General features: G+C 54.4%; 10 protein-coding genes. All 10 read left to right on the top strand.

Translation table 11 applies throughout. The annotated features are described in order from the left end of the window. Nucleotides 1–167: 167 nt before the first annotated feature. Nucleotides 168–1,859: a hypothetical protein gene (locus D460_RS0122770; protein ID WP_155947837.1), complete on the top strand. Its 1,692-nt coding sequence runs from the start codon at nt 168–170 to the stop codon at nt 1,857–1,859. Between the two features lie 135 nt (nt 1,860–1,994). Beyond that, nucleotides 1,995–3,143: a methyltransferase domain-containing protein gene (locus D460_RS33640; RefSeq protein ID WP_018900906.1), complete on the top strand. Its 1,149-nt coding sequence runs from the start codon at nt 1,995–1,997 to the stop codon at nt 3,141–3,143. 1 nt (nt 3,144) lies between these two features. Continuing rightward, a complete protein-coding gene (locus D460_RS0122760) occupies nt 3,145–3,858 on the top strand; it encodes a class I SAM-dependent methyltransferase (RefSeq protein WP_018900905.1) in 714 nt (237 codons plus the stop codon). Nucleotides 3,859–3,953: 95 nt separating this feature from the next. Then, nucleotides 3,954–4,751 (top strand): transketolase, encoded by a 798-nt coding sequence (locus D460_RS0122755; protein ID WP_026283424.1) that lies wholly within the window; start codon nt 3,954–3,956, stop codon nt 4,749–4,751. After that, nucleotides 4,748–5,677, top strand: coding sequence for a hypothetical protein (locus D460_RS0122750; RefSeq protein WP_018900903.1), 930 nt, complete (start codon nt 4,748–4,750; stop codon nt 5,675–5,677). Before D460_RS0122755 ends, D460_RS0122750 begins: the two co-directional genes overlap by 4 nt. Beyond that, on the top strand, nt 5,674–7,638 hold the full coding sequence (locus D460_RS0122745) for an NAD-dependent epimerase/dehydratase family protein (protein ID WP_018900902.1): 1,965 nt from the start codon (nt 5,674–5,676) through the stop codon (nt 7,636–7,638). The genes D460_RS0122750 and D460_RS0122745 overlap by 4 nt, the downstream gene beginning before the upstream one ends. Nucleotides 7,639–8,171: 533 nt before the next feature. Next, nucleotides 8,172–8,990 carry an ABC transporter permease gene (locus D460_RS0122740; RefSeq protein ID WP_018900901.1) on the top strand — a complete coding sequence of 273 codons (819 nt, stop codon included), beginning with the start codon at nt 8,172–8,174 and terminating at the stop codon, nt 8,988–8,990. Continuing rightward, nucleotides 8,980–10,362: an ABC transporter ATP-binding protein gene (locus D460_RS0122735; RefSeq protein WP_018900900.1), complete on the top strand. Its 1,383-nt coding sequence runs from the start codon at nt 8,980–8,982 to the stop codon at nt 10,360–10,362. The genes D460_RS0122740 and D460_RS0122735 overlap by 11 nt, the downstream gene beginning before the upstream one ends. 63 nt (nt 10,363–10,425) lie before the next feature. Then, nucleotides 10,426–12,642, top strand: a complete 2,217-nt coding sequence (locus D460_RS34650) for a class I SAM-dependent methyltransferase (RefSeq protein ID WP_018900899.1) — start codon at nt 10,426–10,428, stop codon at nt 12,640–12,642. Then, nucleotides 12,639–16,400, top strand: coding sequence for a glycosyltransferase (locus D460_RS0122725; RefSeq protein ID WP_018900898.1), 3,762 nt, complete (start codon nt 12,639–12,641; stop codon nt 16,398–16,400). The genes D460_RS34650 and D460_RS0122725 overlap by 4 nt, the downstream gene beginning before the upstream one ends. Nucleotides 16,401–16,405 lie beyond the last annotated feature (5 nt).

The raw sequence follows: 16,405 nt of genomic DNA, 5'->3' as shown, positions 1-16,405 counted from the left end.
CATTGTCGGGTTGCTGAACCTTGCGCGGTACAGCTTCCCAGATTGCGGTTACACTACGAGATCAAACAGGTCAAACCTCGCGGCGCTCCCGGAAACTGGCTTTCCGCTAGTCTGCCCCGAGTGTCAAAGACGTGAAGCGATGTCGTTACCCGCCAAGCTAGGCCCAGATGTCGATCGGCGCATTAACACCAAGCATGACTCTGTCGCAAAGTCCGTATAGAGCGGTTACAGAGGTGCACGGCTTTAATTCCGGCGCCGCTCATTTTGGGGACCAACATACAAGCATGAAATTTCCAAGTCAGACGACGCCTAATGTTCTATTGAATTTCATTTTGCGGTTATCGGTGGTTTTTGTCGCCGTCGCGGTTCCGCGGCTGGCGGTTTTGGGAAGCCCGCCGTCCACAGATGAAGGGGTTTACGCGTATTTTTCGCAAATTGCACATACGTCGTTGAACAACGGGCAGGGATTGCCGAATACCGGCGCTCTTATGCTCTACCCCATACTTCTGTCATGGTCTTTCGAATTTCCATTCAACCATTTGATGTTTCTGCGAATTCTCGACATGGCCATCAGCTTTGTCGCTGGGTGGATACTCTATGGCATTGTCAGGAGGGAAAGCAGGAGCGCTTTGGCTGCGGCCCTTATTTCCTTTGTCTTTCTTTTCACCATGAACCAGCCGATCTTCATTCAGTCAGGCTTCAAGAACAGCTTCTTTGCGGCATATGTTCCGCTGTTTCTGGCCGCATATCTCGCCCAGACGGCGGTTGCTAAAGAGACCCGACGTTGGTTCATAGTCGGGGGACTTCTCGCTCTTACTATTTTGCTCCGAGAAACATTCATTCCTTTCGCTGTGGTAGCCGCTATCGCAATCCTCGTTGGCCGGGGTATTAAAGCTTCCTTGCAATATTGTTTCGGCGGGGTGGTGGCAGGCGGCCTGCTCCTGCTCTTGCTCTTGTGGGCGAGAGGCGGCGTTCATTCGCTGATCATTGGTTACCAGGATTTCGGAGCGATCTATGCTTCCTTGAGTGATCGACCATTCCCACTGTTCCTATCCAATGGCACCGTCGCAGTACAGGAGATGCTAGCGGCGCTGGCTCTCGGCGGGCTGTCCGTCGCGGTGACACTTTTTGCATCGTCCGGCAAGCCGGCAATCCGAGGCAGGCTCTGGTTCTGGATTGCTGTTAGTATCGTGCCGCTGATCGAACCGATCACAAAGATCGGTTTCCCGTATCACTTTTCAGCCTGCTTGCCGGGGCTGGCAGGGCTGTCGGCCAACGGCTGGCGAGCGCTTACAGTCAATGATGGCACGCGGATGAAGGCGACGATTGGAGCCCTACTGTTAAGTGTTGTTGTGATCTCGCTTTTCACCAAGTACACGCCGCTGGCTCAAACTTGGAGCGCAACGCGGGTCAACGCTCTTAACTGGGACAAGAATGAATGGTCGGCCGATGCAGTGTCATCGTCCAACTATCTGCTAGCCGCAAATGCTCTCCGGAAGAATGCCCCGCCGAATGGAACGCTGAGCGTCAGCGGCTTCATGTTCGCGCTCTTCCCCCTCAGTGGTCTGACCCCGTCAGACTACGAGCTCAGTCATCTAACGACACTCGCCATCAAGGTTGGGCTCGATAAGGATAAAGTGCGGAAAGCCTTAATTGAATGCCCCCCCGACGTGCTGATGACAAGCATCCGCGCCGGTATTCCAGGAAACGATGCCGTTACCGAAGCGGTGGAGCAGTCCGGATTATATCATAGCGTGGTCACCATACCGGTTTCACCGGAGAAGTCCTACGGCAATTTTGCAGGTACGATATACAAGCGAAGCGCTGGTGCGGGCGAGTGTAAAGCGCATTCTAATTGAACCGGGCCTCGCCTTTAGTGTCGTTGCGGGAGATGGCACCGCAAATGCTGGAAATAACCCATCTTGTGTTGACACTTTCTAATTTTGACGGCATGGCGAGACATTGATGGAAGGTGGAAAGTTGCGGAATTTCTGATGGCAGAGCTCGCGCGTATTGCACGCTTTATCGCCGTGGGCTTGCTCAACACGCTTTTCGGCTATGCGAGCTATGCGCTATTCCTGTTCTTTTCGATTCCGCTTTGGCTAGCCTTGGTTGGGTCCCTACTGGCGGGCTTTGTCTTCAATTTCGTCACCTATGGCGGGCTGGTTTTCAAAGATCTTTCCCGACAAAATCTGCCAAGATTTTTGTTCTTTTATTCGGCCTTGGCAGCAGCGAACTATACAGCCTTGAGGCTCTTGGAGACTGTGGAAGTCAAGCCGATCCTGGGGCAGGCCGTGCTGTTGCCTCTGCTTGCGGTGATATGCTATGCGGGCCTCCGACTGTTTGTCTTTCGGGCAGTCGGATATAATGATAGTGAGGATCGGATGAGCGTCGACGTGACCGAAGAGTTCAAGCCGATCCCGGTGCGAAGAGCAAGCGGACCGCTGGGAAGGTTGCTTTATACTTTACGGCTTATCATCGATTTGCAGCTTCTGACGTGCACCCGTTTCCTGGCGACACGATTAGCGAACGCCGAAGGTGCCGTGCTGGATGTTGGTTGCGGTGAAATGCCTTTCCGCCCGTTGCTCCCGGCAGATGTGCAATATACGGGCCTCGATGTGCCGCAGGCGGTTGCGTTTGGGATGAGCGATAACAAGCAGATCATCGCGTTCGATGGGAAGACCATACCCCTCCCGGACAATTCGCAAGATGTATTGCTATGCACCGAAGTCTTAGAGCATGCAGTCGATCCGGTTGTGCTGATCGAGGAGATGCATCGGGTTCTCCGGCCCGGCGGAATGCTCTTCGCAACGGTGCCCTTCGCTGCCCGAGTTCATCATGCCCCTTACGATTTTCACCGCTTTACCCGATTTCGACTCGCCGCAATGTTCTCGTCGTTCGCCGGCGTTCAGGTCATTGAGCGTGGAAACGATATCGCTGTCATAGCCAACAAGCTGATTGTTTTAAGCGTGCGCCTCGCGAAACCGAAGAAGTTGGTGGATCTGTTCTGGACGGCGCCCTTTCTGATCCTTCTGGCGCCTTGCACGATCGTCGCGCTGCTATGCGCACATCTGTCGCTTTTCCTCGGCACCGGTTCGAAAGACGACCCTCTTGGCTATGGCATAGTGGCGCGGAAGGGATAGGATGTCGAAATTCAAGATACAAGATGAACGCGGTTTCAATCAGGTTTTCTCCCCCGTCGGTTCAACGCCGCTTCGGGCCACGAGAAGAAACGACTGGTTCGTTTCGCAGGCTCGTCGGGTAGACGCAAAGCGGGTACTTGAGATCGGCTGCGGAACGGGCGAGGCAGCCGCGCATGTCGCTCGCCACACGAATGCCGAAGTAATCGGCGTAGACCTCAGCGACGCCTTCCTCGACCATGCCAACGCGACCCATCGATCGAGCAACCTGCGCTTCGAGAAACTCGATCTATTGGGCGGTAATCCGCATGTCCTTGGCAAGTTTGACCTGATCTACGGGAACGGCATCCTCCATCATCTAGTTCTTCAGCTTGAATCTGTGTTGTGTACACTTCGCGAGATGACCCACGGTGCGGGAGGCCTCGCATTTATCGAGCCGAACCTTGTGAACCCCTATTGCGCCTTTATTTTTGGAACCCGGGTTGGCCGCAGGTGGGCACGCCTCGAACCCGATGAAATGGCCTTCACCGCCGGCAGGCTTCGGAAAAGGGTGCTGGCTTCCGGATGGTCGGAAGTCGATATTAGCACAAAAGACTTTCTGCTACCGGGGCTACCCAATCCCTGCATCAAGCCCACCCTTGCGATTGAGCCTCTTCTGGAGGCATCAGTTGCGACACGCTGGCTGGCGCAATCTCACTTCATGACCGCAAGAGCTTGATTTAGACTTGGTTGTCATCGTTTATAGGGAAGATGTCAGGTGGTAGAACGAAACTGGACGGCGGCGGTTACGCGCCGGGATCCGGGGGGCCTAACGTGAACACGCAATCCAAAGCGAGAAACCGTCTCAACGATGCTGATTTCAGACGTGCAAGGCTGCGACTTCTGAAAATGCACTACGAGAGCGGCGTTGGGCACATCGGGGGAAATCTCTCGGTACTTGATGCGCTGCTGGTGTCCTTCCACGAGTTCGTGGGTCCACTCGATCGATTGATCCTGTCCAAGGGACATTCTGCAGGTGCGCTCTACATTGCCCTTTGGAGCCTTGGGCTCTTGACGGATGATGACCTGGAGACCTATCACAGGGACGATACCCTTCTCGCTGCCCACCCGCCCGCTGCAGGATTGCCGAAGATCGATTTTGCGACCGGAAGCCTTGGCCATGGGCTATCGCTTGCTGCCGGAACTGCCCTCGGTTTTAGGCTGAAATCAAGTGATGACCGGGTGTTCTGCGTGACATCTGACGGCGAGTGGCAGGAGGGTTCGACCTGGGAGGCCTTCATTTTCGCTTGCCATCATAAGCTCGCGAATTTGACCGTGCTTGTGGATCACAATGGATTGCAGGGATTTGGCACAACAAACGACGTGGCGTCGATGAACCCGTTGCCTGCACGCATTGCGGGATTTGATGCCGATGTGCACATCGTCGATGGGCACGACCCCGAAGCTATACGGGAGGTGCTCGATCACCGCGGCGATCGCCCGCATCTTGTCATTCTCGAGACAGTTAAAGGGAAGGGCGTGTCGTTCATGGAAGACCGCATGAGTTGGCACTACTTGCCTTTGAACGAAGCACTCTACGCTCAGGCAGTTCAGGAATTAACCGCGGAATGAGAAATCAGTTTTGTGACGCGCTTGTCGCTCTTGCAGACAGGCCAGATCTCGTTTTTCTCACCGGCGACCTGGGTTTCATGGCCTTGGAACCGCTTCAGGCAGCGTTAAAGGACAGATTTATCAATGCCGGCGTCGCAGAGCAGAACATGCTTTCTGTGGCCGCCGCCCTTGCCAAGCAAGGCTTTAGCGCATGGGCATATAGCATAGCGCCTTTTTGCTATGCACGGCCCTTCGAGCAAATCCGCAACGATGCGGCCTTCCACAACCTGCCGGTCAAGATCGTTGGGAACGGTGGAGGCTATGGCTATGGTGTGATGGGGCCGACCCATCATGCCATCGAAGACTACGGCATTCTGCTTACCCTGCCGAACACCCGTGCATTTGCGCCTGTTTTCGACGAGGATGTCGAGGCAGTCGTCTCGAAGATGATGGATAGCCCCGGCGTTTGCTATCTCAGGCTCGGTCGCGGGGAGCCGCCTGCGGCCTGGACTGTCCCTGCATATAAGCCGTGGCGTCAACTGACGGAAGGCGGCGGACCGGTGGTCATCGCAGTTGGGCCGCTGGCCGGCACATATATTCAGTCGTTTAATGCAATTAACGTAGCGCAGCGACCCAATTTGTGGGCGGTTGCGGAGTTGCCGCTGTCTGCCAATCCTGTTCCCGACCGCCTCCTCTCCGCCATTGCCGCTTCAGAACAATTCTTCGTGGCGGAGGAGCATGTTCGCCAAGGGAGCTTCGGGGCAGATCTGGCACTCTACCTGATGGGGAAGAGTGCAATCCGGAACGCAAGAATCCGGCATCTATACGCGAAAGCTCATCATTTTTCGAAGTATGGATCCCAACATTATCTTCGCCGCGCATCCAGGCTAGACCCTATTTCCATGATTGCCGCGATTGAGAACCGATTTTCAGAGCCTGCAGAATGATTGATATCGAACCGCATATACGCGCCCTCCATGGCCCTATCCTTGTGACCGGGGCGTCCGGTTTCGTGGGAGCAAACCTCTTTCACCTGATTGCAAAATATCGAAGCGACGTATTCGCAGTCGTCCAGCGCGAGAAAAATTGGCGCCTTCAGGATGTTCCCAACCATCAGATAGCGGCCGTCGATCTTAACGATGAAAATGCCGTCAAAAACCTTATCGACGGTACGACGCCAAAAACGGTCTTCAACTGTGTAGCCTATGGCGCCTATTCTTTCGAAAAGGATGCGAGCCTCATTTACGAGACGAACTTTCTATCGACCACGCGCATGGTCGCGATGCTAGCAAATCGCCCGTTCTCGGCGTTCGTCCATGCTGGCAGCTCGTCTGAATATGGGAACAATTGTGCCGGGCCAAGGGAGGAAGATCCATGCGCGCCCAATAGCGACTATGCGGTATCAAAAGTCGCGGTCAGCAATTACCTCAACTACATGGGCAAGCACAAACACTTCCCCTGCGTGAATTTGCGCCTTTACTCGGTTTACGGGCCGCTAGAAGACACCTCAAGGCTGATGCCAAGTCTCGTTCGGGAAGCGTCTGCAGGACACTGGCCGCCATTGGTCGATCCTCGGACCTCGCGCGACTTCGTCTACGTCGAAGATGTTTGTATAGCTTTTATCCTTGCCGCCACGAAAATGAACCCGTCCTTGTTTGGCGAGAGCATCAACATAGGCTCGGGCAAGAAGACCACCATCGCCGACCTCGTAGAGATTGCGAAGGACGCATTCAGCGTTCCGGACTCACCCGCCTACAACAGCATGGATGCTCGATCGTGGGATTTGCAGAACTGGTTCTCCAACCCCGAAAAGGCCGATAGAGCAATCGGCTGGCGAGCGGAAATCACGTTAGAGACCGGGTTGAAGAGGCTGTCCGAATGGATGGCGACGCTTAGCCCAGAAGAGATAGCCAGCAACACAAAGCGTTCAACAGCAGGAAAGAAACGCGGCGTCAGCGCGATCATTGCCTGCTATAAGGATGCACAAGCGATCCCAATCATGCATCGACGGCTGACCGACGTCTTTAGCAAGCTCCAGATCGACTACGAGATCATATTCGTCAACGACTGCAGCCCGGACAATAGTGCGGAGGTCATTCTCGACCTGTCGAAGCAGGATAGGCATGTCCTGGGAATTACGCACTCCCGCAATTTTGGCTCGCAGATGGCGTTTCGCAGCGGAATGGAGCTGGCGACCAAAGATGCTGTCGTTCTTCTCGACGGAGACCTTCAAGATCCACCTGAACTGATAGAGCAGTTTTACTCCAAGTGGGAAGAGGGCTTCGACGTCATTTACGGCCGCCGCATAAAGAGAGAAATGCCCTGGGCTTGGGGGCTTTTGTATAAGGCCTTCTATCGCGTCTTTGCTGCCTTCAGCTATGTCGCGATTCCTCTCGACGCCGGTGATTTTTCGCTGATCGATCGCCGCGTGGTAGGATGGCTGCTTCGGTCTCCGGAGCGTGATCTGTTCATGAGGGGGCTGCGAGCATATGTTGGTTTCCGGCAGATTGGAGTCGACTATATCCGGCCGGAGCGCCTTTTTGGCCGATCCACCAACAATCTCCTGAAAAATATCGATTGGGCAAAAAAAGGTATTTTCTCTTTCAGCAACGTCCCAATGTCCATCCTGACCGCAACCGGTGTGGTGCTATTCGGCATTTCTCTGCTCGCCGTTGCGACCGTCATTGTGCTGCGGCTGCTGTTTCCCGAAATTTCGCCTAAAGGGGTCACGACTCTCCTGATTAGTACCCTCTTCTTCGGTTCGCTAAACCTTTTAGCGATTGGTCTTGTTGGCGAATACGTTGCGAAAATCATGACTGAGGTAAAAGGACGGCCCCGCCTCATCCGATCGGCTCTTATTCGCGGCGGAAAGACAACACATCTTCTCGCTGACGGGGCGGCTGACTAAGTCGTTTGAATCGCTATCAGGCTAAGGGTTCGTAACTGCTGTCGAAACCAAGGGTGTGCCATCCTGAGTGATGGCACGAAGTCCTTGGTTTTGGAGCGAATATAGGTGTTAATCCGAGGCTACCTCCCTTCCTTTGGGTTCAAAGAACAGCGAGTTCGGAGAACATGCATCGCTTGATTCTCCGGCAGGGCTAAGCTATAGGCGCCTTTGCGATTTATACGCTAGGTCTATCAAAATGACCATCGGGAGATGGCAATCCAGCCGTAAGGCGGGGCGCCTTTTTACGGAGTAGAGCAGATTCACCTATTGCGGATAGCAGCGCGTAACAGAAATTTCCTTCCCCCAACACTCAACCGGATTACGAATGACAAGAGGCAGTCTGCCCGTAGGTGGACTACCCGACTGTGATCGGCTCGGCAAACCGAGCCAAGAAATGGGATTGAGCACGGCCTACTCCGGCGGCTAAAGTCACATCCGATGTTATCTGCAGGATCGCGGGGTGGCATCTTTGAACTTATCAGGGTCTTTGATTGATGCAGCGTTTTATGATTTCACCTCAAGGAATGCTGTCAAGCTTCTGGAGCAATCGAGGACTTATTCTTGCCTTGACTAAGCGTGAGGTCATCGGACGCTACAAGGGATCGTTCCTTGGCATCATGTGGTCCTTGTTCAACCCGCTGCTGATGCTCACGATCTACACCTTTTTCTTCAGCACTGTATTCAAGGCGCGCTGGCCGGGGGGAAGCGATTCTAAAACGGAATTTGCGCTCATTCTGTTTTCAGGATTGCTGATATTCAACTTTTTCTCAGAGAGCGTTGGACGAGCACCATCGCTGATTATAAGTAATGTCAACTATGTAAAGAAAGTTGTATTTCCGCTGGAGATAATGGGATTCGTGTTGGTGGCATCTGCGGGATTTCATTTTCTAGCCAGCATGGCTATTTGGCTTTTGTTTTACTTAATATTCTTTGGTATTCCGTCTATATATGTCCTTTATTTCCCTTTTATATTGATTCCCTTGATTCTCTTAGCAATGGGATTTGCGTGGTTCCTTTCTTCCCTCGGAGTTTATTTGCGCGACGTGAGTCAAATCGTTAACGCGGCTATCCCTGCGTTGATGTTTCTTTCGCCGGTCTTCTTTCCGATAAGCGCGCTTCCGGAACAGCTCCACATCGTCTTTCAGCTTAATCCCCTCACCTTCCTGATTGAAGAGGCTCGAAACGTTCTCATCTCGAAGCAAGGCATTCATTGGGGTCATTGGATCGTTCAGACTGCGTTATCAGGCCTGTTCGCATGGTTGGGGTACGTCTGGTTTCAGAAGACGCGGAAGGGTTTTGCTGATGTCCTCTGATATTTCCATCCGCGTTCAGAACCTCGGAAAACGCTACGAGATTTACTCGTCGCCACGTGAACGACTCAAGCAATTTGTCTTACCGCCGGTGAACCGCCTTCTCGGGCGGACTTCGGCCGCCTATTACAGGGAGCATTGGGCCCTGAAAGACATTTCTTTCGAGGTCAAGAAAGGCGAGGCCTTTGGTATTGTTGGGCGGAACGGGAGCGGCAAGAGTACGCTGTTGCAACTCATCACCGGAACCCTTGCCCCGACAGTCGGCAGCGTCACGACGCGGGGGCGGATCGCTGCGCTCCTCGAACTCGGTTCTGGCTTCAATCCCGATTTCACGGGCAGAGAGAATGTCTATCTTAACGCGATGTTGCTTGGCATGACTCGCGAACAAGTTGATGAACGTTTTGATGCGATCGCCGCTTTTGCAGACATCGGCGAATACTTGGAACAGCCCGTGAAGACCTACTCAAGCGGAATGCTCGTACGGCTGGCGTTCGCGGTTCAGGTCCAGATCGACCCTGACATCCTGATTGTCGACGAGGCTCTCGCAGTCGGCGACGCGCTATTTCAGAAGCGGTGCTTTTCTCGTATCGAGAAGCTGATCTCGGACGGAGTAACCCTGCTCTTTGTGTCTCATGATCAGGAGTCCGTCCGCACCCTCACTCACAGAGCGGTCCTGCTGAAGGGCGGACAGGAAGTTCTTATCGGCAGTTCGTCGGAGGTTCTCCTCTCCTACAGAAAGCTCCTTCACGAGGAGGAGTCTGCGTATTTCTCCCGATTGACACCGAAGCCGGCTGAAACAGGGAAACATCCGAGACCGCAGTCTGCGGCTGGCGGAACGGAGGCAACCGTCTCAAGCAATAACCTGCCGTTGCCTGGGCGCAGCGATAGCCTCTCCTTCGGAGACGGCGGCATCGAGGTCACAGCGGTTAAAACATTCGATGCCGAGGGCGAGCCATGTGCAGTCTTCTATCCCGGTGATATCATTAAAATTCGAGTAAGCTGTCGGTCCTCGATTGTGACCGACCGTATCAATGTCTCCGTTCGGATCAGAAATCGCGAAGGCATTAAGATATATTCTTGGGGAACGCTGAACCAAGACACGCAGGCGCTGAGCGGCCGACGCGATGCCGACGTGTTCTGGAAACGCAAACTCCGAGAGAATGAGGAGTTTGACGTCTGGCTCGAATGCGATTGTACCCTCGGACCCAATCTATATGAGATACAGGCTGCTATCTCTTATGAGGGAAAACCCGATTACACCGAACAACGTATCCTACACTGGATGGACGAGGCGGCGTTTTTTCAGACCCTGATGCGGCAGGATGAATATGCTTTCGGCGGTTTGTCTGACCTGCGCATGAAAGCTTCGTGGTAAGGGTTCTCTGCACCGTCGATTGCTCGACAACCCACATGATCAATGGACACACCAAGGAACAAAATGCAGGCGCGCTCATCCAATTCCAAATTAGTGGACTCGATTCTTGAGGCCTGCGGCCATGGCAAGTTGTTGGAGTGCGGCGGTGGAACCGGCATGCTGCTACCGGAGTTTGTCAGCCGTGGCGTCGATGCCAGTATTGTCGTTCCGCCAGGCACAGAACTTCAGCATATCCATTCGGCTTATCCGGCCCGATGCCTTGAAGGCTCGTCGCTGAAGCTTCCATTCCTGGACGAGCAGTTCGAGACAGTGGTTTCGATTGGCAGTCTTGATACGCTTGCGAAGGAAGACATTCCGGCAGCGCTGCGTGAAATCTACCGAGTCTCCTCCCGCTACGCTTTCTTGCGTGTTTCGACTGCGCAGACACAAATTGCCGATCAAATGCGTGCGCAGCGCGACTGGTGGGAAACCCGCTGTTTCGAGGCGGGATTTCGCAAGCACCCGCTATTTTATCAAGTCAATCCGTACGAGTCGCTAAATACCGACGGCGAAGATATCCTCATTGTCCTTGAGAAGGCCCCGCGTGCGGCACTACAGACCTACGACCTGATGGTTCTCGTGGAGGAGCGCCTCCTCCACACCGACATGCTTCGTGAAACCGGCAGGCGCAGCGACGCGCATTGCATTCGCTACCATAAGGCTGCCGAATATATCCGTCCGGGCGACCGCGTGCTCGATGTCGCATGTGGCCTGGGCTATGGAAGTCATATCCTTTACAATGCGTCTAAAGCTCGATCGGTCATGGGAATTGACCTGAGCGAGTTCAGCGTCAACTATGCCAACGCGCATTATAGCGACGGCGAAGCCGTTCGTTTCGAGGTCGGCGATGCGCAATACCTGTCACAAGTTCCCGACAACAGCATCGATTTCATCACCGCTTTTGAAACCATCGAGCACGTGCCGGACCCTGATATCTATCTCGGCGAGTTGAAGCGTGTTCTCAAGCCGTCCGGGCGCCTGATGGTCTGCGCGCCGAACAATTGGGTCGACGAAACAGGCAAGGATCCGAACCCCTACCACCTGCACATTTATACGTGGGAGCGGCTGATTGACGAATGCGGGTCCCAATTCCTCCTGGAGAAGGGCTTCTTTCAGACTGCAGGCGGCGCCATGCGCTATCACCATTCGCCCCGTAGCTGGGTCGAGGTTGTGCCAGAGAAAGTAAGGGAACAGGACGGAGAATGGGTTTTGCTTCTTTGCATGGCCGACCCAATCGACGGCATGCCTATTCCCTATGAGGAGACGGCGTGGAGCTTGCCGGATTCGTTGGATTTTCACGTTTCCGCCTTCGCGAGAGGCTACGAGAACCCTTGGATCGTTCGGAGCATGGTCGCGATTGGCATGCGTGCACAATCGGAAACGTTGCTTTCCAGCATGCGGCAACGTGTGCTGGCAGCATCCAACAAGACTTCCGCTGACTTTGGTGCCGCGTTTTGCGGCCAAATCTATGCACTGATGCGGGAGAACTCGACAACCGACGCCTGCTTCCAGGAGGTGCGAAACACCGTCCTACAATATGCGGCAATCGAAGCACCAACGCCGCAACAGTTACGATGGCAGGTTTCACTGCTATTCGCTGGTGGTGAATTGGCAAAAAATAAGGGTAACGTCCAGGTTGCGAGGGATTTTTACAGCCGATGCGCTGCACTCGATGTAATGCCATATAGTCCGTTGCTGGGAAACAAAACGCTTGATGCTCTCTATTGGCTGACAGTTATGGCGGTTGCTGACCGCGATCTTAAGACGGCAAAAGCACACCTGGAGAGAAGCATTGGAGAAGCCACCCGGTTGGTGTCCGCTTCGTGGCTAAATATCATTGGTGTGCCTGAAAAGCCGCTTCCCTTCGGCTTTCCAGAGGTGTCACAGTTGATGGACAAAGCCGCTCGAGCCGCATACATGCTGGATTTGTTGGGGACCTGCGAATCGAAGCCGGGGCTCTTCTATCGCGAAAGTCTAGGGTTCTTCGAAAGACAGTTGGGATCTGCTGCCGTTCGAAAATCAGAGTTGGAGGCTAGCGTCAGCGCGCTCGCCCAGCAGGCCATCGACACGGAAGCGCGCGCGCAGAACCTTGGGCAAAAGGTGGTAGAACTGGACGCGCATGCTCAGGAGCTTGCTCGCAACCTGGCCCGGGCCCAAAACGCGCTAAGCTTTTACGCGGTGCGTGGCATACGCTTCGTTTCACATCGAATTTCAAATCTGATCACGAAGAAAAAGTCATGACTAAACCTGCCACTACGGGGATCGTTATTGTTTCCTACAACGCAGCCGAAGCGCTTGTTGCGACATTGGCCAGCGTACGGAGAGCGCATAACGAATGCCCGGTTAAGCTGATTTTGGTCGACAATGCGTCCAATCCCACCGAACAAAGAAAAATCCGGGCGCTAATTTCCACCCATATCAGCGAGGTGGGCTCAAGCTGGCGCTACATAGAGCAGCCCGAGAACCTTGGGTTTTCCGGCGGCAACAACGTCGGCATTCGCGAGTTTCTTGTCGACGAGACGATAACGCACATCTGCCTGCTCAACGGCGACGTGGTCGTCACGGATCATTGGCTGGATAGGATGCTCGCGCACCAGAAGGACATCATCAGTTCCGTCACGAACAAGGCCGACAGCGAGCAATGTATTCCAATCGATTACGATGCGGAGCTATCCGAATTCATCGGTGACGACGGCACAGAGATTTGTGAAGCGCCGTACCTGCGCGTAAAAGCTTTTGCGGATCATCGGCACGAGGTTTGGCAGGGAAACCTCGTCGAAGCGGATGTGACCTTCTTCTGTGTCCTCCTGGCGAAGGAAGCGTGCCAGAAGATAGGCCTCCTCGATGAAACGTTTTTTCCTGGTGGATTTGAAGACGACGACTATTGTCTTCGTGCCCGTGACCTCGGTTACAATATCTTTCTGGCGCGGGACGTATTCATCCACCACTGGGGCTCAGCCTCGTTCGGCAAGCTGCAGTATGAATACTTCAGCGCACGCGCCGAGAAGAACAAGCGTTACCTAGAACAGAAGCATAATATTGTGTGGCATCGGCGGCCCGAAAAGCCGATCGTCTCCTTTTCAATGGATCTCGAATTTGCACTCCGAAAGCCGGTCGAACCCGCTTACCGGTCCGGCTTGAGTGCCTACCTACGAAACCTCAACCAGCAGATAGAGTATTTTGAATCGGAATTCCGAAGTCTTGCTATCGCCCTTAGAACCCAACGCTACGGCGCACCTGAGGCATTAGCAAAGCAACTCGCTATTGCAGAATCCTCAGGTGACATCGCCACAATCTGGACGGCGGCAAAGACCGCTATTTCGCAGGCGTTGAAAAAAGAACGTGTCGATGAAGCAAGCATCAACGCAATCACGACCGACCTAAGCCGGATCGCCGACGCAGTCCACAACCGCGTCGAATGTAACTTTGCCATCCACGATTTCATGACTGCCCTGGAGCGCGACGGTAAGATTACGGGTGCGGGCCGGCGTCGGCCTTCGAGCACAGCACCACTGGGGCAACCGGTCGGAAGACTATCGAGATTGTTCTGGCTCGCCAGACGCGGCGCTAGCTTCCTGCGGCAGCTCGACGGCATCGTCTTCTTCGGCGGATATTTCTATCCGGAGCGGCAGAGCGACGGATACTTCCAGCGCATTCAGATCGTCGATCGCCTCTTTCAAGACCGCTGGAGAATCTACGTCGAGAGTGAAGAGTTGGCCGGCCGCAATATCTGGTTCGATCGTCCTGAACCGAACGTTCTGGTTCTGCGCGTGACCGGGAGCCGGAAGCTTAAGATGCTCGTGCGCTTGCTGGTCGTGGCGGCGGTCATTCGTTCCCGCAAGATCTATTTCCACAGTGTTCTGCGGATGCACGACAACAGGTTCGGTAAATTTCTGTATCTGCCCTTCGTCCGTAAGGCTGTCGACGTACACGGCGTCGTACCGGAGGAATTCCGGATGCATGACGATTTCTATAGTGCGCTCATCTATGACAAGGAGGAGCGTCTTGCGGTTAAGAAAGCCGGTATGGTGATTGTCGTCACGAGTGCGATGATGCACTACCTGCAGCAGAAGTTTCGAAATGCCCTGAAGGCCCGAAGCGTGTCGTTTCCAATGTTTCCTACGTTTACGCCGTCTATCGACGCGCGACCGTTGGCGGACGGCAAGCCTATCGTCGTTTACGCTGGCGGACTGCACCGGTGGCAGCAAGTACCGAAGATGATCGATGCCATCACCAAGACGGTGGCGCGCTACCAGCACCGCTTCTATTGCCCGGAGCCGGAGGCCGTGAAGGCCATACTCCCCGCGGATATGGAAGGCTCCGTTATTATTGAATCGAAGACACATGCCGAGCTTATGGCGATCTACCCGCAATGCCACTATGGCTTCATTCTGCGTGAAGACAGCATTGTCAATAAAGTCGCTTGCCCCACGAAACTCGTTGAATATTTGGCGATGGGGATCGTACCAATCGTTGATTGCGAGAATATCGGCGACTTCAAATCGCTAGGCATGCGCTACGTTACTCTGCCCGATTTTCTCGCCTCCAATCTGCCAGACGAAGCAGCCAGGAGCCAGATGGCAAAAGCGAATTTTGCCGTTTACGAGATGCTTCAAGATGTGCGTCAGTCCGGCGGCGAACAAATTTACGATTTCTTTACGCGGCGTCGCACTTTCATGCCGGGTCGGAGCGTTGTGGGGAAAGCTCGGGGTATCCTTCCTCCGGAAACGATCGCTGGGCGCATGGCGCGTCGGTTCTGGCGTAAGGCTGGGCCCATCCTCGGCCGACCTACCGGCAACGCGATCGGTGCGGTTGCCTTGGCCGATCTGTCTGCCGTGCCACGTGAATGCGATGTCCTTGTACAGGTCGACAATTTCGAGGCAGGTGGACTGGAGAACGTCGTCCTTGATCTAAACGACACGCTTGCTCGGTCAGGTCTCGACGTCCGCCTTCTTGTCCTTGGCAATTGCGGACCCGCTGTTGAGCAGGCGCGCGTTCGCGGCCAAGCCGTGATCTCGCAGAAGTACAGCGCCGCAGCCTATGAAAGGGTGATCGACCACCTAAAGCCTAAAATGGTACTGTCCCACTATTCCACGCAAGGGATCGAGACGTGCAGAGGTAAGGATATCCCCTTTCTGCAAGTGGTTCATAACGTTTATATGTGGTTCAACGAGCAGCAACGCCGAGAATTTTCTGACGCCGCAAAGCTTACGACAAAGTTTATCGCCGTCTCCGACTATGTGCGAGAGTACAGCGTTTCGCGGCTTGGCGTTGAAGCGGAGAATTGTGTTGTCATTCCGAATGGCATCGACTTCGCGCCTTTCGCCGAGTTCTCTCCCTTGGAAGCGCGAGATCGCCTTCGCCTGAAGCACGGCATTGCCAGCGATGATTTCGTCTTCATTCACGTCGGTGCCATCAACCATCAGAAAAACCACCTCGGCACACTTAAGGCCTTTGAAATTGCTGCACGCACTTGTTCAAACGCCAAGCTTCTTCTACTCGGGCCGGCATATGAAACTGCCCTGTTGGACGAAATTCACAACCACATCCGTAAACACGGCCTTGAGGACCGGGTTGTATATTGCGGGGCAGCATCACGGTCCCACGAGTACCTCGCCATGGCCGATGCCTTCGTCAGCGGCACGTTCTTCGAAGGAGGCCAACTTATCCTCCTTGAGGCCATACGCTCGAACCTGCCTATCGTCACTAGCGGAGTCGGATTTGCTTCGTCGTTTGAGGGACGAGCCGGGATCGATGTGATTGCCCCTGCGCACGACATGTCCAAGTATCGGGGCGCGATCTGGGAATTGAAGTCCACCTCGGACTTCGAGCAGCGCCTCGCTGATGCGATGGTTCGAACCTGGAGGAACCCCATTCGCCCTAACCTCACTGAAGGTGAGTTGAGCAAGTTGGATAAGACCACGACATACGAGAGCTATCGCCAGTTGATCGAGAGGCATCTGGCGCAGGGCAACGGACAGACGGCGCGCAGGGCATGATGTCG

It is taken from the genome of Rhizobium sp. 2MFCol3.1 (assembly GCF_000377565.1).
In the GTDB taxonomy this organism is placed as follows: Bacteria; Pseudomonadota; Alphaproteobacteria; order Rhizobiales; family Rhizobiaceae; genus Rhizobium.
The sequence above is the reverse complement of the archived record's forward strand: the minus strand, read 5'-3'. Positions and strand labels throughout refer to the sequence as shown.